At 64.6% G+C, this 26919-nt stretch carries 23 protein-coding genes and 1 other RNA gene; 5 read left to right on the forward strand and 19 right to left on the reverse strand.

Features of this window, described 5'->3' with window-relative positions; translation table 11 throughout:
• The first annotated feature begins 60 nt into the window (after window positions 1–60).
• The gene (apaG, locus tag HDE78_RS06930) at window positions 61–444 is read left to right on the forward strand and encodes a Co2+/Mg2+ efflux protein ApaG (protein WP_179477801.1); all 384 of its coding nucleotides are present in this window, start codon (window positions 61–63) and stop codon (window positions 442–444) included.
• A 59-nt stretch (window positions 445–503) separates the two neighbouring features.
• Window positions 504–1355 carry a symmetrical bis(5'-nucleosyl)-tetraphosphatase gene (locus tag HDE78_RS06935; RefSeq protein ID WP_179477802.1) on the forward strand — a complete coding sequence of 284 codons (852 nt, stop codon included), beginning with the start codon at window positions 504–506 and terminating at the stop codon, window positions 1353–1355.
• Window positions 1356–1420: 65 nt separating this feature from the next.
• On the opposite strand, the gene secA is transcribed toward HDE78_RS06935, so the two are convergent.
• The gene (gene secA, locus HDE78_RS06940) at window positions 1421–4153 is read right to left on the reverse strand and encodes a preprotein translocase subunit SecA (RefSeq protein WP_179477803.1); all 2733 of its coding nucleotides are present in this window, start codon (window positions 4151–4153) and stop codon (window positions 1421–1423) included.
• A 258-nt stretch (window positions 4154–4411) separates the two neighbouring features.
• Entirely contained in the window at window positions 4412–5341 is a 930-nt protein-coding gene (locus tag HDE78_RS06945) for a M23 family metallopeptidase (protein WP_179477804.1), read from the reverse strand.
• 27 nt (window positions 5342–5368) lie between these two features.
• Here HDE78_RS06945 and HDE78_RS06950 point away from each other — a divergent pair, with 27 nt between their 5' ends.
• Complete coding sequence (locus HDE78_RS06950) at window positions 5369–5851, forward strand: DUF721 domain-containing protein (RefSeq protein ID WP_179477922.1); 483 nt, start codon at window positions 5369–5371, stop codon at window positions 5849–5851.
• Between the two features lie 227 nt (window positions 5852–6078).
• On the opposite strand, the gene lpxC is transcribed toward HDE78_RS06950, so the two are convergent.
• The 17 genes from lpxC to rsmI all read right to left on the reverse strand — a co-directional run bounded on the left by lpxC (window position 6079) and on the right by rsmI (window position 24601).
• A complete protein-coding gene (lpxC, locus tag HDE78_RS06955) occupies window positions 6079–6993 on the reverse strand; it encodes a UDP-3-O-acyl-N-acetylglucosamine deacetylase (protein WP_179477805.1) in 915 nt (304 codons plus the stop codon).
• 451 nt (window positions 6994–7444) lie between these two features.
• On the reverse strand, window positions 7445–8635 hold the full coding sequence (ftsZ, locus tag HDE78_RS06960) for a cell division protein FtsZ (protein WP_179477806.1): 1191 nt from the start codon (window positions 8633–8635) through the stop codon (window positions 7445–7447).
• Window positions 8636–8767: 132 nt separating this feature from the next.
• Window positions 8768–10000, reverse strand: coding sequence for a cell division protein FtsA (gene ftsA / locus HDE78_RS06965; protein ID WP_179477807.1), 1233 nt, complete (start codon window positions 9998–10000; stop codon window positions 8768–8770).
• A gap of 10 nt (window positions 10001–10010) precedes the next feature.
• Complete coding sequence (locus tag HDE78_RS06970; RefSeq protein WP_179477808.1) at window positions 10011–10751, reverse strand: cell division protein FtsQ/DivIB; 741 nt, start codon at window positions 10749–10751, stop codon at window positions 10011–10013.
• Entirely contained in the window at window positions 10748–11686 is a 939-nt protein-coding gene (locus HDE78_RS06975; RefSeq protein ID WP_179477809.1) for a D-alanine--D-alanine ligase, read from the reverse strand. The genes HDE78_RS06970 and HDE78_RS06975 overlap by 4 nt, the downstream gene beginning before the upstream one ends.
• Window positions 11687–11700: 14 nt before the next feature.
• Complete coding sequence (gene murC / locus HDE78_RS06980) at window positions 11701–13143, reverse strand: UDP-N-acetylmuramate--L-alanine ligase (protein WP_179477810.1); 1443 nt, start codon at window positions 13141–13143, stop codon at window positions 11701–11703.
• Entirely contained in the window at window positions 13140–14213 is a 1074-nt protein-coding gene (gene murG, locus HDE78_RS06985) for an undecaprenyldiphospho-muramoylpentapeptide beta-N-acetylglucosaminyltransferase (protein ID WP_179477811.1), read from the reverse strand. Before murG ends, murC begins: the two co-directional genes overlap by 4 nt.
• Complete coding sequence (gene ftsW, locus HDE78_RS06990) at window positions 14210–15448, reverse strand: putative lipid II flippase FtsW (protein WP_179477812.1); 1239 nt, start codon at window positions 15446–15448, stop codon at window positions 14210–14212. The genes murG and ftsW overlap by 4 nt, the downstream gene beginning before the upstream one ends.
• Complete coding sequence (gene mraY / locus HDE78_RS06995) at window positions 15448–16548, reverse strand: phospho-N-acetylmuramoyl-pentapeptide-transferase (protein WP_179477813.1); 1101 nt, start codon at window positions 16546–16548, stop codon at window positions 15448–15450. The genes ftsW and mraY overlap by 1 nt, the downstream gene beginning before the upstream one ends.
• A complete protein-coding gene (gene murF / locus HDE78_RS07000) occupies window positions 16538–17941 on the reverse strand; it encodes a UDP-N-acetylmuramoyl-tripeptide--D-alanyl-D-alanine ligase (RefSeq protein ID WP_179477814.1) in 1404 nt (467 codons plus the stop codon). The genes mraY and murF overlap by 11 nt, the downstream gene beginning before the upstream one ends.
• On the reverse strand, window positions 17938–19446 hold the full coding sequence (locus HDE78_RS07005; protein ID WP_179477815.1) for a UDP-N-acetylmuramoyl-L-alanyl-D-glutamate--2,6-diaminopimelate ligase: 1509 nt from the start codon (window positions 19444–19446) through the stop codon (window positions 17938–17940). Before HDE78_RS07005 ends, murF begins: the two co-directional genes overlap by 4 nt.
• Complete coding sequence (locus tag HDE78_RS07010) at window positions 19443–21266, reverse strand: penicillin-binding protein 2 (RefSeq protein ID WP_179477816.1); 1824 nt, start codon at window positions 21264–21266, stop codon at window positions 19443–19445. Before HDE78_RS07010 ends, HDE78_RS07005 begins: the two co-directional genes overlap by 4 nt.
• Window positions 21266–21526 carry a cell division protein FtsL gene (gene ftsL / locus HDE78_RS07015; RefSeq protein WP_179477923.1) on the reverse strand — a complete coding sequence of 87 codons (261 nt, stop codon included), beginning with the start codon at window positions 21524–21526 and terminating at the stop codon, window positions 21266–21268. Before ftsL ends, HDE78_RS07010 begins: the two co-directional genes overlap by 1 nt.
• Before the next feature lie 5 nt (window positions 21527–21531).
• On the reverse strand, window positions 21532–22488 hold the full coding sequence (gene rsmH / locus HDE78_RS07020) for a 16S rRNA (cytosine(1402)-N(4))-methyltransferase RsmH (RefSeq protein ID WP_179477817.1): 957 nt from the start codon (window positions 22486–22488) through the stop codon (window positions 21532–21534).
• 44 nt (window positions 22489–22532) lie between these two features.
• Entirely contained in the window at window positions 22533–22979 is a 447-nt protein-coding gene (mraZ, locus tag HDE78_RS07025; protein WP_179477818.1) for a division/cell wall cluster transcriptional repressor MraZ, read from the reverse strand.
• 327 nt (window positions 22980–23306) lie between these two features.
• An RNA gene (gene rnpB / locus HDE78_RS07030) (RNase P RNA component class A) lies at window positions 23307–23673 on the reverse strand.
• Between the two features lie 88 nt (window positions 23674–23761).
• The gene (rsmI, locus tag HDE78_RS07035) at window positions 23762–24601 is read right to left on the reverse strand and encodes a 16S rRNA (cytidine(1402)-2'-O)-methyltransferase (protein WP_179477819.1); all 840 of its coding nucleotides are present in this window, start codon (window positions 24599–24601) and stop codon (window positions 23762–23764) included.
• An 81-nt stretch (window positions 24602–24682) separates the two neighbouring features.
• Here rsmI and HDE78_RS07040 point away from each other — a divergent pair, with 81 nt between their 5' ends.
• Both HDE78_RS07040 and HDE78_RS07045 read left to right on the forward strand, forming a co-directional pair.
• Complete coding sequence (locus tag HDE78_RS07040; RefSeq protein ID WP_179477820.1) at window positions 24683–26563, forward strand: penicillin-binding protein activator; 1881 nt, start codon at window positions 24683–24685, stop codon at window positions 26561–26563.
• A complete protein-coding gene (locus tag HDE78_RS07045) occupies window positions 26563–26916 on the forward strand; it encodes a YraN family protein (protein ID WP_179477821.1) in 354 nt (117 codons plus the stop codon). The genes HDE78_RS07040 and HDE78_RS07045 overlap by 1 nt, the downstream gene beginning before the upstream one ends.
• Window positions 26917–26919 lie beyond the last annotated feature (3 nt).

Below are 26919 nucleotides of genomic sequence, written 5' to 3' on the forward strand. Positions count from 1 at the left end.
GGCTCATCACAGACGTGAAGGCTGCGCCCCATTCACGGTGGCAGGCCTTACAATCGGCGCATGAATGAAAAAGCTTCCTACACGATCGATGTGCAGGTCGAAACGCGCTTCGTCCCCGACCAATCGAAGCCCGGTGACAATCGCTACGTTTTCGCCTACACGATCACCCTGCGCAACGCGGGCGACATGCCCGCGCGCCTGTTGACCCGCCACTGGATGATCACCGACGCCAACGGCAAGGTCGAAGAGGTACGCGGCGACGGCGTCGTCGGTGAGCAGCCGTGGATGCGCCCCGGCGACGATTTCGAGTACACCTCCGGCGCCGTGCTGGAAACGCCGGTGGGCACAATGGGCGGCAGCTACCAGATGCTGGCCGACGACGGTACGCGGTTCGACGCGCCGATACCGACCTTCACCCTGTCCATTCCGCGCACGCTGCATTGACCGGGCAATCGTGATGGACTCGCTTCGGCCCTTCCCCGCCGCAACGGACGCGGACTGACATGGCAACGTACGCCATCGGCGACGTGCAGGGCTGCTATCCCGAGCTGCAGCGGCTGCTGGAAAAACTGCGCTTCGACCCGGCGCGCGACCAGCTTTGGTTCTGCGGCGATCTGGTCAACCGCGGCGGCCAGTCGCTGGAAACGCTTCGGCTGATTCACGAGCTGCGCGAGTCCTGCGTGGTCACGCTGGGCAATCACGATCTGAGCCTGTTGGCGATTTCGCAGCGCCGACCCGACGCGCAGGCGCGGGTGAATCCCGAGCTGCGCGAAGTGCTGTTCGCCGCCGACGCGCCGGTGCTGTTCGAATGGATGCGCTCGCAAAAGCTGCTCCATCACGACGAACAGCTCAACTGGACCATGGTGCACGCCGGCCTCGCGCCGATGTGGACGCTGAAGCAAGCGCAACGCGCAGCACAGGACGTCGAGCGCGAGTTGTCCAGCCCGCGCCATCCGCGGCTGCTGCGCAATCTGTTCGGCAACCGTCCGGCAGTTTGGTCGAGCCGACTGCAAGGCCTGGACCGGCAGCGCGCCACGATCAACACGATGACGCGGATGCGCTATTGCGACGTCAACGGCCGCATCGACTTCGATGCCAAGGACATTCCCGGCACACAAAAGCCCGGCCTGTATCCCTGGTTCGAGGTGCCCGGCATGCGCCGCCGCGATACGCGTATCGTCTGCGGCCACTGGTCGGCGCTGGGCCGTTTTGCCGGCCTGGGCGTGCACGCCATCGACACCGGTTGCGTCTGGGGCGGCAAGCTGACCGCGCTGCGCATCGACGAGGAGGAACCGCAGTACATCACCGTCGACGCCGAGCCGCACCGACATAGACCGCCCGGCGGCGAAGACTGAGTGAGCTTCAGCTCATAAAAAACCCCGCGGAAGCGGGGTTTTTATTGCCTTCGAGCGGCTTTCGATCAGGCCAGCTGACCGTGGCAATGCTTGTATTTCTTGCCCGATCCGCAGGGGCAAGGATCGTTGCGGCCGACCTTCGGGCTGTCCTGCTCCGGCAGACGCTGGTAGCTGCCGGCGTCGTCGCCAGCTGCCGGCAATGCTGCACCGAAAGCGCTCTCCGACGCGCCGCCGCCAGTGGCCAGCATCTGCGCCTGCAGGCGTTCGGCCATGCGCTGCTGCTCGGCTTCCATCGCGGCGACTTCCTCTTCGCTGCGAATACGAATGCGCGCCAGCATCTGCACCACTTCGGCCTTGATGCGATTGAGCATGTCGGAGAACAGCTTGAACGATTCGCGCTTGAACGCCTGCTTCGGATCCTGCTGGGCGTAGCCGACCAGATAGATACCCTGGCGCAGATAATCCATGTTGGCCAGATGATCTTTCCATGCGTTGTCGACCACAGTCAGCATGATGTGTTTTTCCAGCTGACGCATGGTTTCGGCACCGACCTGCGCCTCCTTGGCCTGGAAGAACTGCTCCACCGATTCGCGCACGTGGTTGAGAATCATCTCAGCGTCGATCTCGTGCTGCTGCTCTATCCACTTCGGCAGTTCGAGCGACAGGCCGAACTCGCTTTCCAGCTCGCGATCCAGCGCGGGGATGTCCCACTGCTCGTCGATGCTCTCGGCAGGCACATGCGCGCGCACCATCGACTGCACGACATCCTCGCGGATATCGGCCACGGTGGCGGACACGTCCTCACCCTCAAGCAGCTCATCGCGCTGGCGGTAAATCACCTTACGCTGGTCGTTGGCGACGTCGTCGAATTCCAGCAGGTGCTTGCGGATGTCGAAGTTGTGCTGCTCGACCTTGCGCTGGGCCTTTTCGATCTGCCGGCTGATCATGCGATCTTCCAGCGCGTCGTCGTCCTTCATGCCGAAGCGCTTCATCCAGCGGATCAGGCCCTCGCCGCCGAAGATGCGCAGCAGGTTGTCTTCCAGCGACAGGTAGAAGCGCGACGAACCCGGATCGCCCTGGCGGCCCGAACGGCCACGCAGCTGGTTGTCGATGCGGCGCGACTCGTGGCGCTCGGTACCGATGATGTGCAGGCCGCCCGCCGCCAGCACCTGCTCGTGCAGCTTTTTCCATTCGGCCTTGACGCGCTGGCGATCGATATCGGTGGCGTCTTCCGGCAGCTTGGACATGGCGGCCTCGAGGCTGCCGCCGAGCACGATATCGGTGCCGCGACCGGCCATATTGGTGGCGATGGTCACCTGGCCCGGCGCACCGGCCTGCGCCACGATGTGCGCCTCGCGCTCGTGCTGCTTGGCGTTGAGCACCTCGTGCGCGACCTTGGCCTGGGTCAGCAGGCCGGACAGCAGCTCGGATACTTCGATCGAGGTAGTACCCACCAGCACCGGCTGGCCGCGCTCGTGGCAGGCCTTGATGTCCTCGATCACCGCGCGGTATTTCGGCTCCTGCGACAGGAAAATCATGTCCGAGTTGTCCTTGCGGATCATCGGCTGGTGGGTCGGGATCACCACCACTTCCAGGCCGTAGATACTCTGGAACTCGAACGCTTCGGTGTCCGCCGTGCCGGTCATGCCGGCCAGCTTCTTGTACATGCGGAACAGGTTCTGGAACGTCACCGTGGCGAGCGTCTGATTCTCACGCTGGATCGGCACGCCTTCCTTCGCCTCGACGGCCTGATGCAGGCCGTCGGACCAGCGGCGCCCGGCCAGGGTGCGGCCGGTGAACTCGTCGACGATGATGACCTCGCCGTCGCGCACGATGTAGTCGACGTCGCGCTGGTAAATGCCGTTCGCGCGCAGCGCCGCGTTGAGGTGATGCACCACGGCCAGGTTCTTCGAATCGTACAGACCGCTGTCCTGCTCGATGACGCCGGCCTCGCGCAGCAGCTCGTCGGCGTGCTGCATGCCCTCTTCGGACAGGTGCACCTGCTTCTGTTTTTCGTCGACCCAGTAATCGCCCGGACTGTTCTCGTCCGCCTGGCGGATCATCCGCGGCACGATCTTGTTCACCGCCAGATACAGCTGCGGTGAATCCTCGGCCGGGCCGGAAATGATCAGCGGGGTGCGCGCCTCGTCGATCAGGATCGAGTCGACCTCGTCGACGATCGCGTAGTGCAGGCCGCGCTGGTAGCGCTGCTCCTTGCTCAGCGCCATGTTGTCGCGCAGGTAGTCGAAACCGAATTCGTTGTTGGTGCCGTAGGTGATGTCCGCCGCATAGGCCGCGTGCTTGTCGGCGTGTTCCATGCCCGGATACACGACGCCCACGTCGAGGCCCAGAAAGTTGTACAGCTTGCCCATCTGGGCGGAGTCGCGGCGCGCCAGATAATCGTTGACCGTGACCACGTGCACGCCGTTGCCGGCCAGCGCATTGAGGTATACCGGCAGCGTACCGACCAGGGTCTTGCCCTCGCCGGTGCGCATTTCGGCGATTTTGCCCGAATGCAGCACCATGCCGCCGATCATCTGCACATCGTAGTGGCGCATGCCGAGCGTACGCTTGGCCGCTTCGCGGACCACCGCGAACGCTTCGGGCAGCAGCTTGTCCAGCGTCTCGCCGCCGGCCACGCGCTGCTTGAATTCCGCCGTCTTGTCGCGCAGGGCGTCGTCGCTGAGCTTTTCGAACTCCGGCTCGAGCGCATTGATGCGGGAAACGCTGCGGGAGAGCTGGCGCAGCACGCGATCGTTGCGGCTACCGAAAAGACTCGTCAGGGCACGGTTGAACATCGATCTTCCGGATTGGGAAACAAGTTGACTGCAGCGGACGCAAGCCAGTCGGGCATATTACTACATGCCCAAGTCCTGCATGCCGCACGCTGGCCGCCTCGGGACTTGAATCTGTCCTTACAGCGCAGTCGTTGCGGCTTGCAGGGCCTGTGCGTGTTATGGACGCAGGCAAGCATCGTCTGGCATCCGACTAGTGATACCGGATGGCGGCTGGGTCGATGGGATTCAAGGTCACCGGCGACGCCGGAGCTTTTTGGGTCAGCGATGGTTGCGCGCAAAGGCCAGCGGATTGACCACATGGCCGTCGTACCAGACCTCGAAGTGTACGTGCGAGCCGGTCGACCGACCGGTGGACCCGGCCTGCGCCACCACGGTGCCGACCTGAACATGCTCGCCGGCATGCACATCCAGCGCGCTGTTGTGCGCATAGCGTGTCATATAGCCATTGCCGTGATCGATCTCGACCACATTGCCATAGCCGTTGCGTACCCCGGCATAGGTCACCATGCCCTCGGCGACGGCATGCACCGGCGTTCCATAGGGCGTGGAAATATCGATGCCGGTATGGCGGGCGGCGCGGCCATCGAACGGATCGGGCCGCGCACCGAAGTACGAAGAAATATAACCCTCGACCGGCATGCCGGTGGGTTTGAGATTCGATTCGATCTTGGCGTCGAGCAACAGGCTTTGCAGCGCGGACAGCTGTGCCTGCTGCGTGTCGAACTGGCTGGCCAGCTGGCTGATGCTGCTGTCCAGCGTCTGTGGCAAGGCGTAGGCGCTGCCGCTGACATCTTCCACGCCGCCGACGGCCGGCGGCTGGTCGAAATTGAATTCGGTCGCGTCCAGCTTGCCGACCTCGGTCAGCCGCTCGCCCAGCGCGTTCAGCCGCGTCGACTGCGCCTGCAGCTGGCCGAGCTTGACCGCCAGCGCATTCAGATCGCGCTGGGAATCCCCGCGCAAACCGCTGAGCTGCGTGCTCTGCTGCTTCACCTGCTGCTGCAGCTCGCGGATCTGCGACAGCGCCCGATCTCGAGGACTGGCTACGGTCAGCGCAAGCGCCACTCCCGCGCCGATGCAGCCCACAACGCTCAATGCCAGCAGGGAAAGCAGCTTCCAGCGCAAGCGCCGGTCGGCCAGATCGAGGGTTTTGGGCAATTTACGCGAACGTGAGACGAGTATGATTTGCATATGTTTCCAAAATCGAATACCGGCACCATGCAGCGCGTCTCACCTGCCATCGCTCGCCGCAGCGGCAACGGACCGAAGTCCATCGTCGACTGTGGCTCCTTCGCCACGCTGGCCAAGAGGGCCGGCGTGCTCGAAGCGCTGGATCGCGCCCTGCGTCAGACGTTGCCATCGCCGTTGCGCGAGCAGGTTCGTTTCGCCGACCTGCGCAACAGCCGCCTCGTCTTTCTGGCGTCTTCACCGGCTTGGGCAACGCGCCTGCGGCTTATGCAGACACAGATTCTTGCCGCCGCCCACGCCATTGGCACAAGCGCCAGTTTCGTCACCGTGAAAGTGGTTCCCCAACCGCCGCTCGTGGTGGAGCCGGACCGGTCAAAACCGCTTTCTCCCGCCGCCGCGGCCCATCTCCAGGCCACCGCCGCCTCGCTCTCAGACCCCGAACTGCGGGATCTGTTCCTTGGACTGGCGTCCCTCGCCGAAACCGCTGATTCCAAAGCAAAAAATCGAGACTGAACCGCTTTTGTCGGTTATCTCATGCTTGCGCTCGAACCTCCAACAAGGTGGTTCGCCGCATGGCAAGCTTCGATTTATAGCACGCGCTCCTCACCTGTTGGCAACAAATGTCTAAAAGAGGTGAAGGAAAACAGCAAACCGGGCAGACGTCGCAAAAACAAAAAGGCCACGTCCCAAGACGTGGCCTTTGTTCGAAACGGTTGTTGAGCGGCCGTTCTAGCCGTCGATCAAATCGCCTGAGCGGGATGCGCGTAAGAAATCGGCGAGGTGGCAGGGTCGTCCTGGTAGCTGACCTCTTCCCACGCGGTCACGTCGGCCATCAGCGTGCGCAGCAGCTTGTTGTTGAGCTCATGACCCGACTTGTGCGCGCTGTAGGCGCCGATCAGGCTGTGGCCGAGCAGGTACAGGTCGCCGATCGCGTCGAGAATCTTGTGCTTCACGAATTCGTCTTCGTAACGCAGACCGTCTTCGTTGAGCACGCGGTAATCGTCGAGCACCACGGCGTTGTCCATCGAACCACCGAGCGCGAGGTTCTTCTCACGCATCATTTCGATGTCGCGCATGAAGCCGAACGTGCGGGCGCGGCTGACTTCCTTGACAAAGGAAGTGGTGGAGAAGTCGATTTCGGCGCGCGAAGTGCGCTTGCTGATGATGGGGTGATTGAAGTCGATCGAAAAACCGACCTTGAAACCTTCGAACGGCGAGATGCTCGCCCACTTATCACCTTCCTGCACTTTCACCGGCTTTTTGATGCGGATGAAGCGCTTGGCGACGTTCTGTTCCTCAATGCCAGCTGACTGCAGTAGAAACACGAAGGGGCCTGCACTGCCATCCATGATCGGAACTTCAGGTGCTGAAAGGTCCACGTAAGCATTGTCGATGCCTAATCCCGCCATGGCGGAAAGAAGATGCTCAACCGTGGAAACCTTGGCCTCGCCGTTGACCAGCGTGGTCGACCAGCTCGTGTCGCCGACGTTGTCCTGACGGGCGCGAATGTCGACCGGCGGCTCAAGATCCGTGCGGCGAAAAACGATACCGGTATTTGGCGCTGCGGGCCGCAGGGTCATGTAGACCTTGTCGCCTGTGTGCAGGCCAACGCCCGTGGCGCGGATAATATTTTTAAGCGTACGCTGCTTGATCATTTTTGTTGGTACCCGTGTAGGCACAGCCAATTAGGAGCGGATGCTAACACAGTTTTAACCTGCGGCAATAGCAAACCATACCGTACAGTCTGATTAAGCCTTCATGTTTCCTTCATCACTGAACGCGACATTCAGGCAACCTCCTGCTCCCGACAAATCCTGCTGCTCGACACAACACCCGTGCCTGGGACGGGAATCCGGCATGGGCATTGAACCGGCGAATCAGACAGCGCCTGACTTGCCAGCCATGCGCCACTGTGGACGCATAGTCGTTGCTCCCCACACGAACAAACCACCGGTCCGAACGCCTGGTCGGCATACTCGGCAAGAGAACGCTGCCGAACCGTCATTCCTGGCGCGTGCGGGCACGCGCAAAGAATGCGATCTCAGATGGACAGGCTAAACGGACGTTTGTTCAATATTTCACGCCTCCTTAGCGAATCTTTTCACTTCAGTCGGCCTGGCGGCGCAGAAATGCCGGGATATCGAGGTAGTCGAAACCAGGCTCAGCACTCTTCGCCGGCGCGCTGTTGGTATCGTCGCGGGCGCTATGGCTGACCGTGTTGGTCTCCGGCTGAGCGTAGTCGACCACTTCGTTGCCCGTGCCGGTACGCAGCACCACCGGGCGCGGGCGCATCTGCACCTGCTGGGTTTCCACCATGCGCATCGGCTGACGCGAGGCGGCGGCGCGGTTCAGGCCGGTAGCGACGACAGTGACACGGACGTCGTCCTTCATGTCCGGATCGAGCGAGGTACCGATCACCACCGTGGCGTCTTCGCTGGCGAAGTCGTGGATGATGCGGCCGATCTCGTCGAACTCGCGCATGGTCAGGTTGGTGCCGGCCGTCACGTTGACCAGGATGCCGCAGGCGCCGTTGAGGTTGACGTCCTCCAGCAGCGGGTTCTTGATCGCCGCTTCGGCGGCTGCCTGAGCGCGGTCATCACCGCGGGCGGTGCCCGAGCCCATCATCGCCAGGCCCATTTCGGACATCACGGTGCGGACGTCGGCGAAGTCGACGTTGATCAGGCCCGGCGCCGTGATCAGATCGGCAATGCCCTGCACGGCGCCCTGCAGCACGTCGTTGGCGGCCTTGAACGCGTTCAGCAGCGTCACGTCGCGACCCAGCACGCTGAGCAGCTTCTCGTTCGGCACGGTGATCAGCGAATCCACATGCTGCGAGAGGTCTTCGATGCCCTTCAACGCGACCTGCATGCGCCGACGGCCTTCGAACGGAAACGGCTTGGTGACCACCGCCACAGTGAGAATGCCCTTTTCCTTGGCCAGCTGGGCCACCACCGGCGCCGCGCCCGTACCGGTGCCGCCGCCCATGCCGGCGGTGATGAACACCATGTCGGCACCTTCGAGCATCGCTTCGATGCGTTCACGATCTTCCAGCGCGGCCTGACGACCGACTTCCGGATTGGCGCCGGCACCCAGACCCTTGGTCACGTTGCCACCGAGCTGCAGGTGGGTACGCGAGCCGCAGCTGGTCATGGCCTGCGCGTCGGTGTTGGCGACGATGAATTCGACGCCTTCGATGTTGGCATTGAGCATGTGGGCCACGGCATTGCCGCCGCCACCGCCTACGCCGATGACTTTGATGACTGCATTTGGTGCGAGCTTATCGATGAGTTCAAACATTTCCCGTCCTCCTAAAGAGTTGTTGTCGTTGTAACCAGGGAACGCGACTCCGTGTCGGTCCATGGTGGTGGGCTGGTTCCTTCTGCCCCGGGTGACAACTCCATGCGTCACCCGATAAAGCGTGTTTTCAACTCAGAAATTCTTGGTGATCCAGCTGCGCAGCCTGTCCACCAGGCCGCCGACGCTGCCGCCAGCCGGACCGCTGACGCGCATGCCTCCCGCGCGTGCGCCGTGCAGCAGCAGACCCACGCCGGTGGCGTGCAGAGGACTGGCCACGACCTCACCCAAACCGGTGATCTGCTGCGGCACGCCGATGCGCACCATCTTGTGGAAGATCTCCTCCGCCAGCTCCAGCGCGCCCTCCATCTTGGACGCGCCGCCGGTCAGTACCACGCCAGCCGCCACCAGGCTTTCATAGCCGGAGCGGCGTAACTGGTCCTGCACCATCTCGAAGATTTCCTCGTAACGCGCCTGCACGCTCTGCGCGAGCGATTGCCGCGCCAGACGACGCGGCGGACGATCGCCGACACTGGGCACCTGGATCGTCTCTTCCGCGTGCGCCAAGCCCGTCTGCGCGCAGGCGTACTTGATCTTGATTTCCTCGGCGTGCGCGGTCGGCGTATGCACGCCGTAGGCGATGTCGCTGGTCACCTGATCGCCGCCGATCGGCAGCGAGGCGGTGAAGCGGATCGAGCCCTGCGTGTAGATGGCGATGTCCGTCGTACCGGCACCGATATCGACCAGGCAGACGCCCAGCTCGCGCTCGTCGTCGGTCAGCACGGCCTTGGCGCTGGCCAGCGCCGAGGGCACCAGCTCGTCGACCGAGAGGCCGCAACGCTGAATGCACTTGGTGATGTTCTGCACCGCCGCAGCCGCGCCGGTGACCAGATGCACGTTGGCCTCCAGCCGCACGCCGCTCATGCCGACCGGTGAACGGATGCCGTCCTGGCCATCGATGCGATATTCCTGCGACTCCTTATAAAGGACCTTGCGATCGGCGGGGATCGCCACCGCGCTGGCCGCTTCCAGCACCTGCTCCAGATCGCCCGCCGTCACTTCGCGGTCGCGGATCGCGGCGTTGCCGTGCGAGTTGCGCGTTTCCAGATGGCTGCCGGAAATGGAGGCCACCACCGAGCGAATGTCGCAGCCGGCCATCAGCTCGGCCTCTTCCACCGCGCGCTGGATCGAGTGCACGGTCGATTCGATGTCCACCACCGAACCGCGCTTCATGCCGCGCGACACGTGGGTGCCGATGCCGATGACGGTGATCGGCTCGCCAGGCTCGTACTCGCCCACGATGGCCACCACTTTCGAGGTGCCGATATCGAGGCCGACGACCAGCTGTTTGTCATTACGCGGCTTCATAGGGAGATGCTCATATGCGGGTCGGGCCTCCAGCAGCGTGGGTGGCGATCGGCGGTTGCGGCCAGCGCACGGCAAATCCATTGGTGTAGCGAAGGTCGGCGTAGGCGAAGGCGTCGGTATGACCGGCCGTCATCTGCGGATAGACGTCGAGGAAGCGGCGCAGCCGGCGACCGGCCTGATCGCGATCGCCGATGACGATCTGGGCACCCGTTGCGGTGGTGACGCTCCAGCTGCCGCGCTCGGTCAGCGCCACGCCGGTGATATCCAGATGCGTACCGGCAAACGCCTTGTGCGTTTCGGCGTAGAAGCTCACCACCTCGGCCAGTCGGGCGTCGGGACCACTGAGTTTCGGCAGGGCGCCGGTGTCGTCGCTGTCCGGCGCGTCGAAGACCAGACCCTGACGGCTGATCAGCTGCTTGTCGTTCCAGCGGGCGAACGGCTGACGCTCGTAGATGCGCAGCAACAGGGTGTCGGGCCAGCGCTTGCGCGCCTGCACCGACTCCACCCACGGCAGCGCCGCGACCGCCTTTTGCACCGCATCCAGATCCAGCGCAAAAAAGCCCTTGCCCAGATGTGGCAGTACGACTGCACGCAGCTGATCCGGCGTGACGTGCTTGAACTCGGCCTGCACGGTGAGCTGCGTCACCGGCCAGCGATTGACCGCAAACCAGCCGCGCAGCACGCCGACGATCGGCAGCGCGACCAGCGCGACGGCCAGGCACCAGGCGACAAGGCGGACGGTACCCCTCATGCATTCCCCCGGAAGCTCGTCTCGAGCACGCGCCAGCACAGCTCCTGGTAATCGATCCCGGCTTCGGCGGCGGCCTTCGGCACCAGCGAGTGCGACGTCATGCCCGGCGCGGTGTTCACTTCCAGCAGCCAGTTGCGGCCGGCGGCATCGCGCATCACGTCGACGCGACCCCAGCCGCTGCAGGCCAGCGCATCGAAGGCGCGCAGCGACAGCGCGCGCAGCTGCTGCTCGGCGTCGCCCTCCAGCCCGGGGCAGATGTACTGCGTGTCGTCGGCGATGTATTTGGCGTTGTAGTCGTAGTACTCGCCTTTGGGCACGATGCGGATGCTGGCCAGCACCTGCCGATCGAGAATGCCGACGGTGAATTCGCCGCCGCCCTCGATCAGGGTTTCCATCATCAGGTCGCCCGGATATTTGGCGGCCAGTGCCACGGCCGCATCCAGATCCTGCTCGTCGAACACGCGCGTCACGCCCACGCTGGAACCTTCCCAGGCCGGCTTTACCACCAGCGGAAAACCGATTTCGCGCGCCGCGGCGTGCATGTCGGCGCCGCGCGGCAGCGCCTTGAAGATCGGCGTGGGCAAACCGATCGCCTGCCACACCTGCTTCGCGCGGATCTTGTCCAACGACAGCGCCGAACCCAGCACGCCCGAGCCGGTGAACGGCACACCGAGCGACTGCAGCGCGCCCTGCAGCTCACCGTTCTCGCCGCCCGCGCCATGCAGAATATTGAACACGCGGGCAAAGTGGCCGGCGCGCACGGCGTCCAGCAGCGCCGGAATGCCGTCGATCGCGTGCGCATCCACGCCGCGCGCCTTCAGCGCAGCGAGCACGCCGCGGCCGGAGTCCAGCGACACGTCGCGTTCGGCCGAGCTGCCGCCCATCACCACGGCGACGCGGCCGAACTGAGCGGGATCTTTGATTTTGTTAGGCATGCTTGCTGGCTGACTCATGATTTATGCGTCCTCAGTTCGCCGAGCTGCGAAAGCTCCAGCGCTGCGGCACCGATATCGCCCGCGCCCAGCAGCAGCAGCAGATCGCCGTCGCGCAGCAGGGTGGGCAGCGTGTCTTTGAATTCGCGCGGATGGTCGATCAGCACCGGATCGACCTTGCCGCGAGCGCGCACGGCGCGCGCCAGCGCGCGACCGTCGGCGCCGGCGATCGGCGCTTCGCCGGCCGGATAGACGTCGGTGAGCACCAGCACGTCGGCTTCGGCCAGCACGTTGGCGAAGTCGTCCAGCAGATCGCGCGTGCGGCTGTAGCGGTGCGGCTGAAAGCCCACCACCAGACGACGCTTCGGCCAGCCGCCGCGGGCCGCCTCGAACACCGCGGCCAGCTCGCGCGGGTGATGACCGTAGTCGTCGACCAGCAGCACGCTGCCCTTATCCAGCGCGATCTCGCCGCGCGGATGGAAGCGTCGGCCGACGCCCTGAAAGTGCTGCAGCGCGTGCGCCATCGCGTCGGCTTCGACACCGAGCTGCCAGCCAATGGTCACCGCGGCCAGCGCGTTCAGCACATTGTGACGACCCGGCAGATTGAGCTTCATCGGCACGGCAGCATCGCGCCCCGGCAGCACGACGTCGAAATGCATCTCGAATCCGTGCTGGCTGATGTTGACCGCCCGCACGTCGGCGTCCGGCGTATCGATGCCGTAGGTCATCACGCGGCGCGTCGTGGTTTTGGCCAGCTCGGCCACTTCCTCGTCATCCACGCACAACACGGCCAGCCCGTAGAACGGCAACCGGTGCAGAAAATCGGCGAAGGCCTTTTTCACCTGCGCGAAATCGCCGCCGTAATTTTCCAGATGGTCGGCGTCAACGTTGGTCACCGCCGCGATCACCGGCGACAGCAGCAGAAACGAGCCGTCGGACTCGTCCGCCTCGGCTACCAGATACTGGCCGGTGCCCAGGCGCGCGTTGGCGCCCGCCGCGTTGAGCTGTCCGCCGATCACGAACGTCGGATCGTAGCCCGCCTCGGCCAGCACGCTGGCGGTGAGGCTGGTCGTGGTGGTCTTGCCGTGCGTGCCCGCGATGGCGATGCCGCGACGAAAGCGCATCAGCTCGCCCAGCATTTCCGCGCGCGGAATCACCGGAACGCGCGCTGCGCGAGCCGCGACCAGCTCGGGGTTTTCTTTGCTGATCGCGCTCGACGTGACCACCACGTCGGCGTCGCCGATATGTTCAGCCGCGTGGCCGACATGCACGCTGATACCAAGCTGCTGCAGCCGCTGCGCGGTCGGCGAGTTGGCGCGATCGGAACCGGATACCGCGTAGCCGAGATTGTGCAGCACCTCGGCGATGCCGCTCATGCCGACACCGCCGATGCCGATGAAGTGCACGCGGCGAAACGTGCTCATCAGATCCTCGTGTGCGTGCAGGCGACGCAGCGTCATGCGGCGACCTCCATGCAGGCGCGCGCGATGACCTGCGCGGCGTCGGGTTTGGCCAGCGTGTGAGCCGCCACTGCCATCGCCGTCATGCGATCGCGATCGTGCAGCATCGCCGAAAGCCGCTGTGCCAGCTGCTGTGCGTCGAGATCGCGCTCCTGAATCAGCTCCGCCGCGCCGATGGCGACCAACGCCTCGGCGTTGTGCGTCTGATGGTCGTCCACCGCGTGCGGATACGGCACCAACAAAGCGCCCAGACCGGCCGCGGTCAACTCGGCCAGCGTCAGCGCACCGGCACGGCACACGGCCAGATCGGCCCAGCCGTAGCTGCCGGCCATATCGTCGATAAAAGGAACGACCTGTGCATCGACTCCAGCCTTCTTATAAGCAGCACGCGCCTCGTCGAGGCCGCGGCTGCCGCACTGATGCAGTACCTCCGGTCGCTCGGCCAGGGTGAGCTGTGCCAGCGCCTGCGGCACGGCGAGATTCAGCCCGCGCGCGCCCAGGCTGCCGCCAAGTACCAGCAGCCGCGGCTTGCCCGCGCGCGGGCCGATACGCTGCGCGGGTTCGGGCAACGACGCGATGGCAGCACGCACCGGATTGCCGACCCACTCGGCGTTCGGTAGCGCATCGGCGAAACCTGTCAGCACGCGCTTGGCCAGACCCGCCAGCTTGCGATTGGTGAAGCCGGCCACCCGATTCTGTTCGTGCACCAGCAGCGGCCGGCGCAGCAGCCACGCAGCCAGTCCGCCGGGACCGGCGACATAGCCGCCCATCGACAGCACGCTGCGCGGCTTGATTTTCTGCAAGGTGACGAGCGAAGCGAACAGCGCCCGCAGCAGCATCAGCGGTGCGAGCAGCCGCGTACGCCAGCCCTTACCGCGCAGACCGCCCACGGCCACGGTATGCAGCTCGATCTGATTGGCCGGCACCACCTTGGTTTCCATGCCGCCCACGGCACCCAGCCAGACCACAGGTACGCCCTGCGCGCGCAGGCATTCGGCCACGGCCAGTCCTGGAAAAATGTGTCCGCCGGTGCCGCCGGCCATGATCAACACGGGCGAGTTGGCGCTCATGCAGCCATCGCCTCGGCCGGTCGAACGGCCGTGTTGGCATCTGGCGCCGATACGGCCAGCGACATGCGATTGCGCACTTCACGCGCGTCGAGTGCGCGGTTGATTTCGAACGTCGCGCGCAGCAGCACACCGGCCATCGCGCAGGTCAGCGCCATCGACGAACCGCCGTAGCTGATTAGCGGCAGGGTCAGACCCTTGGTCGGCAGCGCGCCGAGATTCACGCCCACCGACACGATCGCCTGCATCGCGATCATCAGCGAAATGCCAAAGGCCACGTAGCCGGCAAAACGCTGGCCGATCTCCACGCCTTTCAAACCCAGGTAAAGGCCGCGCCCTACTACGATCGCGAACAGGCCCATCACCAGCACCACGCCGGCCATGCCCAGCTCCTCGCCGATCACGGCGAAGATGAAGTCGGTGTGTGCCTCGGGCAAATAGGAAAGCTTGAGCACGCTCGAACCCAGGCCGACGCCAGTCCACTCGCCGCGGCCGATTGCCATCAACGACTGAGTCAGCTGGAAGCCGTCGTCAAACGGGTGATCCCAGGGATGCATGAACGTGGTCAGCCGCTTCATGCGGTAGCTTTCGCCGGTCGCCGCGACATACAGCAGCGGCATCAGCGGCAAGCCCATCAGAAAGAGAAAGATCGGTCGCGCGCCGCCGAGCCAGACCATGGCGATACTCACCGCAATCACCAGCGTGGCCGAACCGAAATCCGGCTGCGCCAGCAGCATCAGCACGATGATGCCTGCCACGGCGATCGGCTTTATCAGGCCCATAAAGCGCGTCTCGACGCTCTCGCGATGACGTACCAGATAGCTGGCGATATAGATGACCAGAATGAGTTTCACCGCCTCGACCGGCTGGAAGCTGGTCACCAGCAGATTCAGCCAGCGCCGTGCGCCGTTGATGCGCATGCCCAGATGCGGCACGAACACGGCAAGCAGCAGGATGAAGGCAATGGCCAGCAGTGGAAACGCATACTTCTCGAACAGCTTCAGCTCGGTGCGCATCGCCATGCCGGCGGCAATCATGCCCACGGTCAGAAAGAGCAGATGCTTCTTGAGAAAATAGAACGCGCCCAGATGCTGGCTGTCCGCCACGGCGATCGAACTCGATGTCACCATCACCACGCCGACGCTAGCCAGTCCGATAAGGCCGATCAGCAGCAGCATATCGAAGCGACCGCGCGGACCTTCGCGGCGTTTGGCCTGGGTGTTGTCGAAGTCGAACATCAGCGCACCTTCAACGTGGCAAGACCGACAAGCACCAGCACCACGCTGATGATCCAGAAACGCACGATGACGCGGGGCTCGGGCCAGCCCTTCAATTCGAAGTGGTGATGGATCGGCGCCATGCGGAATATCCGCTTGCCGGTCATCTTGAAGCTGGCGACCTGCAGCATCACCGAAACGGTTTCCATCACGAACACGCCGCCCATGATGATCAGCACGATTTCCTGCCGCACGATCACGGCCACGCAGCCGAGCGCCGCACCCATCGCCAGCGCGCCCACATCGCCCATGAAAACCTGCGCCGGATACGTGTTGAACCAGAGAAAACCCAGGCCCGCACCGGCCAGCGCGCCGCAGAAAATCGCCAGCTCGCCCGCACCGGGAATCGACGGAATGCCCAGATACTCGGAAAACACCTTGTTGCCGGCCAGATACGCGAATACGCCCAGCGCACCGGACACCAGTACGGTCGGCATGATCGCCAAGCCGTCGAGGCCATCGGTGAGATTCACCGCGTTGGAGAACCCGACGATCATGAAATACGTCAGCACGATGAAAAACACACCCATCGGAATGACCACGTGCTTGAACACCGGCACGTACAGCGCGGTTTCCGCGACCGGCAGATTGCCGACCGCATGCGGCGCGCTGTAATAGAGAAACAGCGCCGCGCCGACGCCGAACACCGACTGCCAGAAATACTTCCAGCGGCTGGCCAGTCCGCGGCTGTCCTTCAACACCAGCTTGCGGTAATCGTCGTAGAAACCGATGGCGCCGTACGCCAGCATCACGGCCAACACCGTCCACACGTAGCGGTTGTGCAGATCGGCCCAAAGCAGCGTCGCCACGGCCACCGAGAGCAGCACCATCACGCCGCCCATCGTCGGCGTGCCGGCCTTGATCAGATGCGTCTGCGGACCGTCAGTGCGAACGACCTGGCCGGCCTTCAGCGCCGCCAGCTTGCGGATCAGCGCCGGACCGAACAGCAGCGATGTGGCCAGCGCGGTGAGCGCCGCCATAATCGTGCGGAAAGTGATGTACTGAAAAAGGTGCGGGGCGGTGAAGTGCCGGGTCATCCAGTCCGATAGTTCAAGCAACATCGGATGCCCTCCCCTTGTGCGTGTCTTCAGTGGATGCCTTGCCCGCGCCCACGTCGGCGTGGTCAGCCAATGCCGCCACCACCTGCTCCATGCCAGCCGAGCGCGAGCCCTTGATCAAGCAGGTAACACCGGCGTGCAGTTTCTCTTTCAGCCCGGCGATCAATGAGGCCTTGTCGGCAAAATGGGTAGCGCCGGCACCGAACGCCTCGACCGTTGCCTGGTTCAGCGGGCCCACGGCAAAAAGCCGTTCCACACCACGCTCGCGCGCACGCTGACCAATGCCTGCATGCAGGGCGCGCGTGTCGGTGCCGAGTTCGGCCATGTCGCCGAGCACAAGCCAGCGCTCGCCGGTGGCCAGCAGCAGGGTATCGATGCCCGCGGCCATCGAACTGGGATTGGCGTTGTAGCTGTCGTCGATCAGCGTCCAGCCGCCGCGTGTCGTGATCCGCCGCAGCCGACCCGCAACGCCGCTGGCCTGTTCGAGGCCTGCGACGATGGTCTCCAGCGGAATATCCAGCGCCAGCGCAATCGATGCCGCGGCCAGCGCGTTGGCGATGTTGTGGCGACCGGGCAGCGGCAACCGGACCTCGGCATCGCCCTGCGGCGTGCTGAGCACGAAATGCGAGCCGGTGAGCGCCTGCTCGATAATGTCGGCACCGACGTCCGAGGCATGATCCAGCCCGAAGCGCAGCACCCGACGCGAACCGGCCAGCCCGGCGAAAAAGCTGGCAAACGCGTCGTCGGCGTTGATGATTGCCACGCCGTCGGCCGGCAGCGCCTGATACAAGGCACCCTTGGTTTCCGCCACGCCTTCCACGCTGCCCATGCGCTCAAGATGCGCCGGCGCAATGAGGGTAACGAGGCCGACATCGGGCCGCGCGATGGCCGCCAGATAATCGATATCGCCCGGCTTGCCTGCGCCCATTTCCAGCACGGCGTATTGCGTGTCCTGCGGCATCGACAGCAGCGTCAGCGGCAGGCCCAGCTCGTTGTTGTAGTTGCCCGAACTCACATGCGTGCGGCCGTGGCGCGACAGGATCGACGCAGTCAGCGTCTTCACCGTGGTCTTGCCGTTGGAGCCAGTGATACCCACTACGCGAGCGTCGTGCCGCGCGCGAGCGGCGCTGGCCAGATCGCCCAGCGCCAGGGTGGCATCCTTCACCAATACCTGCGGCAGCGGACTGTCGATCGCGCGCGTCACCAGCGCGGCGACCGCACCGCGCGCTGCGGCCTCGGCGAGAAAATCATGGCCGTCCACATGCTCGCCCTTGATCGCGACGAACAGGTCGCCGGCCGCGATCTTGCGGGTATCGATGGCCACGCCATCGATGTCGGCATCGGCGCCCAGCAGGCTGCCGTGGGTCCACATGGCGATAGCGCTCAGGCGCATCATGCGCGCGCCTCCCGCGAAAGCCGTTCCAGTGCCGCATGCGCGATCGCCAGATCGTCGAACGGCCGCTTGCCGGCGGCGCCCTCCTGATAGCTTTCATGACCCTTGCCGGCCAAAAGCACGACGTCGCCCGCACGTGCGAGCTGCAGCGCCTGGGCGATGGCCTTGGCGCGATCGCGCTCGACGGCCATCGATCGTGCGGCATGCATACCTTCAACGATCTGCGCCACGATGGCATCGCCATCCTCACCGCGCGGATTGTCGTCGGTGACGATGGCGACGTCGGCCAGGCGCGCGGCGATCTCGCCCATCAGCGGCCGCTTGCCGGCATCGCGTTCGCCGCCGCAACCGAACACGCAGATCAGCCGCCCCGCACAATGCGCGCGCAGCGCGGTCAGCGCCTGTTCCAGTGCGTCGGGCGTGTGGGCGTAATCCACCACAATCAGCGGCATGCCATGCAAACCGCCAAGCCGGCTCATGCGGCCACTGACCGGCTGCAAATGCTCGAGCGCGGCCACGATGTTCGCGAACGGCTCGCCCAGCGCGCCCAGACAAGCCACCACCGTCAACAGGTTGGCCACATTGAATCGCCCCAGCAGGCGGCTGTTTACCGAGCGAATGCCCCACGGCGTATGCAGCTGGAACGCCAGACCTTCGGCCGATGTCACGACGGCGCTGGCCACCACATCGGCATCGCTGGCGTCGGCACTGCTCACACGAAGCGCCTGCACGCCAGCGGGCAAGGTCGTCATCAGATCGGCGCCGAAAGCGTCGTCGACATTGATCGCGGCCGAACGCAGGCCGGGCCACGAAAACAGCTTGGCCTTGGCGGCGCCATAAGCCTGCATGCTGCCGTGGTAGTCGAGATGATCCCGGGTGAGGTTGGTAAACCCCGCCACTTCGAAATCGACGGCCGCTACGCGGCCCTGCTCCAGCGCGTGCGAGGAAACTTCCATCGCCACATGGCTGGCGCCGGCATCGCGAAACTCGGCCAACTGCTGCTGCAAGGTGATGGCGTCGGGCGTGGTGCGCTCGCCTTCGAGCAGCTTGCCGTGCATGCCGGCGCCCAGCGTGCCGATGGTTGCCGTGCGATGACCTAGAAACGTCAGCGCCTGTGCCAGCAACTGCACGCAGGAGGTCTTGCCGTTGGTACCGGTGATGCCGATCACGCGCATCGCTTCAGTGGGGCGATCGTAAAAGCGCGCGGCGATTTCGCCGACCTGATCGCGCAGGCCGTCGATCCACAGCAGGGGCACATCCAGCGGCGCCACGCCGTGGACTGCCGGCGCCTCGGCCAGCACCACCTGCGCACCGCGCTGCACCGCGCCGGCGGCAAATTCGATGCCGTGGCCCTGAGTTCCACGCAGCGCAAAAAAAGCGTCCCCACGGCGCACGCGTCGCGAGTCCAACGCCAGCCCGGAAACGACGATGCGCGCCGCGCCTCGCGCCTGCGCCACCTGCGCGTCGGCAATACCCATCAGCAACTGGTCGAGTTGGCCGGTGCTCATGGCGTGTCCCCGCTGTCGACCGGGGCTTCTTCGATATTCGGCGCATCCGGCGCCTTATTGCCGATCAGGCCGTTCTGCTCCTGCATCGGACCACCGACGTACCAGCGGCCGATGTTGTCCGGCGGAATATCGAGCAGGCGCAGCGCGCCATCCATGACCTTGGCAAATACCGGGCCGGAAACCAGACCGCCGTAGTAGCTGCCCTTCTTCGGGTTGTCGACCACGACGGCCGCCACAAGACGCGGATTGGTGGCCGGCACCAGGCCGGCGAACGCGGCGCCGTAGTTGTCTTTCGAGTAGCCACCAGCAGTCGCTTTGTGCGCCGTGCCGGTCTTGCCGGCAACGGTGTAGTTGGCGATCCACGCGTACGGTGCTGCCGTGCCGCCGGGCCGCGTGGTGGTTTCCAGCATGTCGATCAGTTCTTTGGCGATCTGCGGCTCGATGATCGTCTTGGCCTCGTTCTCGCCGCCCTTGATAAAGGTCGGCGGATGCATGACGCCGCCGTCGGCGATCGTGGCGTAGGCGTTGGCCAGCTGCAGCACGGTCACGTTGAGGCCGTAGCCGTAGCCGAGAATCGCCTTTTCGCGCAGACCCCAGCTGCCGCCGGGCTTGAGATGGCCGGAAGCTTCGCCAGGAAAACCGCTATTGGTGCTGGAACCGAAACCGAACGCGCGATAGGTGTCGTACATCAGGCCGGTGTCGAGATCGGCCGCGATATGCGCCGCGCCCACATTGCTGGACTTGGTGATCACGCCGGTCGGCGTCAGCACGCCCCAGTTGTGCGTATCGTGGATATCGTGACCGAGGAAAAACCAGTGTCCGCCGGTGGTATCGATCAGCGGTCGGGTCGGTGTGACCTTGCCGCTGGACAATGCGGCCGCCATCAGGATCGGCTTGATCGTCGAGCCCGGCTCGAACACGTCGGTCATCGAGCGATTGCGTCGATTGCCGGGCGGCGTGTTGGTCAGCGCATTCGGGTTGTAGGTGGGCAGGTTGACCATCGCCAGCACTTCGCCGGTCTTGATATCGAGGATCACCATCGAGCCAGAATCGGCGTTCGATTTTTCGATCGCCGACTTCAGTTCGCTATAAGCAAGAAACTGCACGCGGCGATCGATGCTCAGCGTGAGGTTGCGACCGGGCTGCGGCGCGTGCACCTGCTCGACGTCTTCCACGATGTGGCCCATGCGATCGCGGATGACGCGCTTCTCGCCCGGCTTGCCGGACAGCCAGTCGTCGTACGCCAGCTCCAGACCTTCCTGACCGTGATCGTCGATATTGGTGAAACCGAGCACATGCGACGTCACTTCGCCGGACGGATAAAAGCGGCGAAATTCGCGCTGGCCGTTGACGCCCGGAATACCCAGATCGAGCACCGCCTGCGCCGCTTCCGGCGACATCTGCCGGCGCAGGTACAAGAATTCGCGATCGGAGCGCTGCTCCAGCTTCCCCTTCAAATCGTCGGCATCCACGCCCAGCGCCTGCGCCAGCTGCGGAATGCGGTCTTCGTTATCCAGCAACTCCGAAGGATTGGCCCAGATCGACATCACCGGCGTCGACACCGCCAGCGGCTCGCCGTTGCGATCGAAAATCGTGCCGCGAGAAACGGGTATCGGCATCTCGCGCAGAAAGCGCGCATCGCCCTGGCGCTGATAGAATTGTTTGCCGATCACCTGCAGATCGAACGCGCGCGCCATCAGGCCGATCGAGGCCAGTCCGAGCAGGCTGACCACCACGATCATGCGCTTGCCGACCATCGGGCCGGCTTTATGGCGACGCCCTTGCCGCGACGTAGGCTGATTCGGTTTGCGCGGCGCCATCAGTGCAGCAACCGGATGTCTTGCGGACGCGGATTGACCATGCCCAGCTTCTGCCGCGCCTCGTCGTCGATGCGACGCGGCTCGGCATAGGTGGCCTGCTCGAGTTCGAGCTTGCCGTATTCGATATTCAATTCATCGCGCTGATTCTGCAGCGTGGTGAGAATGACGAACAGCACGCGACTCTCGTGCCGCGTCCACACCACGCCCAGCGCGCTGCCCAGCACGGCCGCCAGCAGGACCAGCATGACGAATGTGCCGATCGCCTTCATGCATGACCCTCGATCGACGGCGTCTGCTCGGCAAGCTTTTCTGCCACGCGCAGCACGGCGGAGCGCGAACGCGGGTTGGCCGCCAGTTCGGCGTCGGAGGGAAACTGCGCCTTGCCGATGGCTGCAAGCCGCGCCGCGACCGCCGCGACCGGCGGACCCCGACGGCTGTTCTGCACGCGACCGGAGTGATCGCGGATAAACATTTTCACGGCGCGGTCTTCCAGCGAGTGAAAACTGATCACCGACAGACGACCGCCGGGACGCAGCCGTTCCAGCGCGGCGTTCAAACCCTGCTGCAGCGAGTCCAGCTCGCCGTTGACATGAATGCGCAGCGCCTGAAAGCTGCGCGTCGCCGGATGCTTGCCCGGCTCGCGCCGGCCGACGATGCGCTCGATAAGCGAGGCCAGCTGACCGGTGCGGGTGAACGGTTTGGCATCGCGGTCTTCGACGATCGCCCGCGCGATGCGGCGGCTGTGGCGCTCTTCGCCGAAATTCCACAGCACGTCGGCAATCTCACGATCGGTCGCACGCGCCAGAAAATCCGCCGCGCTTTCGCCCTGGGTGGTGTCCATGCGCATGTCGAGCGGCGCGTCGGCCATAAAGCTGAAGCCGCGCGCGGCGTCGTCCAGCTGGGGCGAGGACACGCCCAGATCCAGCAGAACGCCGTCGAGGCCCTCGGCGGTTTCGTCCCATTCGGCCAGCGAGGAAAAGTTGGCGTGACGGATCGACACGCGCGCATCGGCGGCAAACTCAGCCTGCGCGGCAGCGATGGCCTGCGGGTCGCGATCCATCAGCAGCAGACGACCATCGGCGTTGAGGCGCGACAGCACGGCGCGAGCATGACCGCCGCGTCCAAATGTACCGTCGAGATAGCGCCCCTCAGCCTGCACTGACAGCCCCTCCACCGCTTCGCCCAGCATCACCGGGATGTGCCGCAACTGTTGCTCGGCCATGTGCACTCCCGCTCCTGTCCTGCGTTTGCCGCTGCGTCTGTGACTTACAGGCGCAGGTCTGCCATGTGATCGGTAATCTCGTCCTCGCCAATGGTTTGACGGATCTTCGCCAGGTGAGCCTGTTCGCTCCACAACTCGAACTTGTTGCCCATGCCCAGCAGCACGGCCTTCTTCTCGATGCCGGCCGCGGCGCGCTGGCTGGCCGGCAGCAAGATGCGCGCCGCGCTGTCGGGCTCGACCACGCTGGCTGCACCGACCAGCTTCATCTGCATGTCGCGGTGGGCCGCCTTGACCTTGGGCAGCGCATTGACCTGATCGCGCACCTGCTCCCATTCCGCATACGGAAACAGCCACAGGCAGCCCGACTCGAACGGGTTGTAGGTAATGACCAGACGATTCGCGCACTCGCCGGCAACCTGCTCCCGATACGCGGTCGGGATGGCCAGGCGGCCCTTGTCGTCGACGGTGATGGCGGTCTCGCCCTGGAACACGATGCATTGACTCCACTAAAACCCACAATTCCACACGTGAACCCACGATAGTCTCGCAGCATGAGACTGTCAAGGAAATTTCGCTTGTGAATCAAGGAGAAAGGCGAGATTGTGTTCGTAATTCCAGCGATTTCTCACAAACCCCTGCAAGGTGCTTGAATACAGTGAGTTTTTAGAAAAACGCACCCCTCTCCCGGATGCAAAGCCGTCATGCACACGGCGCCGGAAGCCCTGATAACCCGTGAAAGGCACGTCAAAACCGCCATCGAAACGCCCACAGTTCTCCACCGGCGAGCACGAAGCCGCACCGGTGGGAAACTTGCGAAGAGGTGGAGTCGGCCTGTAAGCCGGGTTCTGTACGTCTTGCGACGCGACAGTCATTCCTCTCGGCCAGACGTCACCGTCTGGCTCCAGCAACCTACCCGGGAACAACGCGGGCCGCGTTATCGTTCCCCTATTTGGTCTTGCTCCGAGTGGGGTTTACCGTGCCGTACGACGTTAGCCCCGTACGCGGTGCGCTCTTACCGCACCCTTTCACCCTTACCACGCACATCCGAAGATGCCGTTCGGCGGTCTGCTCTCTGTTGCACTGGCCGTCAGCTCACGCTGCCCAGGAGTTACCTGGCACTCTGCCCTGCGGAGCCCGGACTTTCCTCGATGCGCTTGCGCGCGACGCGACTGTCCGGCCGACTCCGTGGCGAAGTATAGAGGAAGCGCACTCGAAGAGCGCCGCGCGACACGCGAACGGGAAACCTACGTAAAGCTCACGGTTGCCCGTTCCTTCATTCCGCGCTGCCCACCTCATACAACAGCTTGCGCGGCGCACCACTGATGACGGCCGCCAGCTTGGCTGCCTTCGCGGGCGGCAGCTCGTCGCGCAAAATGGCGAACACGCGCCGACCTTCGGCCAGCTTGGCGTCGGCCTCTTCTCCGCGGCCAGCCACCAGAATCACATGCTCACCGCGCTGCTGATCGGGATCGGCAACTACCTTCGCCGCCAGATCGTTCAGCGGTTCGCCGATCACTGTTTCGAACATCTTGGTCAGCTCGCGCGCCAGCACCGCTTCGCGCTCGCCGCCAAAAATATCACGCATATCGGCCAGGCTCTCGGCCACGCGGTGAGAGGATTCATAAAAGATGACCGTGCGCGCATCGCCAGCCAGCTCCTGCAAGCGAGCGCGCCGCGCGGCCGCCTTGGCCGGCAGAAAACCTTCGAATACAAAACGATCGCTGGGCAGTCCGGCGACCGACAGGGCGGCAATCGCGGCACAAGCACCGGGCAGCGGAATGCAGCGCACGCCAGCGGCCCGCGCGGCGCGCACCAGGCGAAAACCGGGATCGCTGATCAGCGGTGTGCCGGCATCGGAAATCAGCGCCACCGAATCGCCGCCCAGCAGCCGGCGAACGATGCCGTCCACCGCATCGCGCTCGTTGTGCTCGTGCAGCGCGATCAACGGCGTATCGATGCCGTGATGCACCAGCAGCGGACGGCTATGCCGCGTATCCTCCGCCGCAATCACCGCCACGGCGCGCAGCGTCTCGATGGCGCGCGCGGAAAAGTCGTCGCGATGGCCGATAGGCGTCGCCACCACCCACAGGCTGCCTGGCTGAACTGATGACATCGGAGAACTCCTGCGCCGCGGGCCGGCAAGTTGATCGGCTATGATCGCGCATTGCCGACCATGACGATCAAGGGATTTCTCATGCGCCTCATGCGCCATCCGCGCGCCGCTGCGATCGGACTGCTGGTTTCATTGGCCCTGAGCGGCTGTGTGCCCAACAATGTGCAGCCTTCGCCGACCGATGTCGCCGCCGAACAGAGCGCGGCGGCACTGGCCAACCAGGGCCAGTTCGACGAGGCGGCGCAGGCCTACCTTACGCTCGCCGGGCAGTCATCCGGCAGCGCCGATCACTATCGCCTGCTGGCCGCCGAGGCATGGCGGCAGGAAGGCCAGATCCAGCGCGCCGCACCGACGCTGGCTTTGATCAAGCGCGACCGGCTCACGGGCAACGAGCCGCTGCGCCTGGATCTTCTGCGTGCCGAACTCGCCCTGAGCCAGCACGACACCGCTACGGCCCTGCAGCTCACCGCCCAGGTCAACGTGACGGTTCCACCGGAATACCAGCTGCGCCTGCTGGAGCTGCGCGCCCGGGCGATGACCGACAGCGGCGACTACTGGGGCGCAGCACGCACGCGGGTGCAGATGGACGATCAGCTCAGCGGCATCGACCACTCGCAAAACCGCAAGCAAATCCTCGACCTGCTCGGCAAGGTGGGCGTGGAACCGCTGAAACAGCGCGCTGCCGCCATGAAACCCAGCGACCGCATGCTTACCTGGGTCAATGAAGCACTGGCTCAGCTGGGTGTGGCCGTCGCCAGACCGCAGCCGACGCTTCAGCAACCGGTCGGCACGCTGCTGCCCGGTGCCGACGCCAACGTGCGCGAGGGCTACAAAGTTCCGCAGCAAATCGCCCTGCTGCTGCCCGGTGACGGCAACTTTGCCGCGGCCAGCGAATCGGTACGCGAAGGATTTTTCGCCGCCTACATCGACGCCGGCCACAATCACGCCCCACGCCCCAGCGTGCGCGTCTACAACAGCCACGGCACCGCCGATGGCGCCGTGAAGGGTTACCAACAGGCGGTGACCGACGGTGCGCAGCTGGTCGTCGGACCACTCACCCGCGGCGAAGTCGCCGCCGTGTTCAGCCAGAAAAGCCTGCCGGTGCCGCTTCTCGCGCTGAACCATCCCGACGACAAGCAGCTGCCCGGCAATGACACCAGCGAATTCGGACTACTCCCCGAAACCGAGGGCGCGCAGGCGGCCGACCATATCGTCGAGCGCGGCCTGAAGCATGCCTACGTCCTGGTTTCCGGCGACGACTTCGCCCAGCGCGCGGCCAGTGCGTTCAAGGCCGAGTTCGCGGCGCGCGGCGGCGAGCTGGTCAATATGACAACGCTGACCACGTTCACCAGCGCGCTGGCCGGCATCAGCTTCGACAACGCACCCAGCGATGCTGCCATTTTCATCAGCATGCGCCCGAACCAGGCGCGCCTGCTCGTTCCGCAGCTGGCCGTCGCCAACGTGCACCTGCCGGTATTCGCCACCTCACATATTTATGACGGTAGCGACGACGCCGCTAGCAATCGCGACCTGGAGGGCGTGGAGTTTTCCGACGCGCCCTGGCTGTTCAACGCCCAGCCGGGCCTGCCCAATCACGATGACATCGCGACACAGCTACCGGCGGCACAGGGCAGCGCCGCGCGCTTGTTCGCTTTCGGCATGGACGCGTGGAATCTGGTGCCGTATCTCGACTGGCTGCGCGCCCATGTCGGCAGCTATTTACCCGGCGCCAGTGGTCAGCTCACCGCCGACCCATTCGGCCGGGTGCGCCGCGTGCTGATCTGGGCGAAATTTCAGGACGGGCTGGCTCGCCCGCTCAGCGGCAGCCTGCAAATGGACGACGTTCCAGCGAGCGCGCCGCCTAGCGGTGATGCCATGACGCCACCCGCTGACGACACTCCGCCAGCAGGCGCCGCCAGCAGTGCAGCGCCGCCCGACGCAAACCCGCCCGCCGGCCACTGATGCGTGCCCTTGGCGACGTTTTCGAGCGGCGCGCCTGCACCGAACTGGAACGCGCCGGCCTGAAACTGCTGGATCGCAGTTACAGCACGCGCTTCGGCGAGCTCGACTTGGTCATGTGCGACGGCGACACCGTCGTCTTCGTGGAAGTGCGTTACCGAAAACACGCGGCGCACGGCTCCGCCGCCGAGTCCGTGACGGCCGGCAAACGCCTGAAGCTGATAAAAGCCGCGCAGCTGTGGCTGGCGGCAAATCCGAAAAAATCCAATGCCAGTTGCCGTTTCGATGTCATAACCTACGACGGCCCGCCAGATGCGGCACATGCCGTGTGGCTACGCGGCGCATTTGAGACCTGACCA

The organism is Rhodanobacter sp. K2T2, from assembly GCF_013408815.1.
Classification (GTDB): domain Bacteria; phylum Pseudomonadota; class Gammaproteobacteria; order Xanthomonadales; family Rhodanobacteraceae; genus Rhodanobacter.